This window comes from Streptomyces flaveolus (genome assembly GCF_000716535.1).
In the GTDB taxonomy this organism is placed as follows: domain Bacteria; phylum Actinomycetota; class Actinomycetes; order Streptomycetales; family Streptomycetaceae; genus Streptomyces; species Streptomyces flaveolus_A.
On record NZ_JNWV01000185.1, the window covers coordinates 1 to 286 of the forward strand.

Here is a 286-nt window from a genome sequence, read left to right on the forward strand (position 1 = left end):
CCCGCCGAAGAAGTACCAGGACATCTACCCCATCGCGTTCGACGCCGACATGGACGGCCTGGTCGCCGAGACGGTGCGCGTGCTGCGGCACTGGATGGGACACGGGGTGCGGATCTTCCGGGTCGACAACCCGCACACCAAACCGGTGGTGTTCTGGGAGCGGGTCATCGCGGAGGTCAACCGCCGAGACCCGGACGTGATCTTCCTGGCGGAGGCGTTCACCCGCCCGGCGATGATGCACACGCTGGCGCAGATCGGTTTCCAGCAGTCGTACACGTACTTCACC

At 65.7% G+C, this 286-nt stretch carries 1 pseudogene; it reads left to right on the top strand.

Going from position 1 to position 286, the window contains the following annotated elements:
• Positions 1–286, top strand: a pseudogene (locus OO52_RS45775) (alpha-1,4-glucan--maltose-1-phosphate maltosyltransferase); the annotation flags it as partial.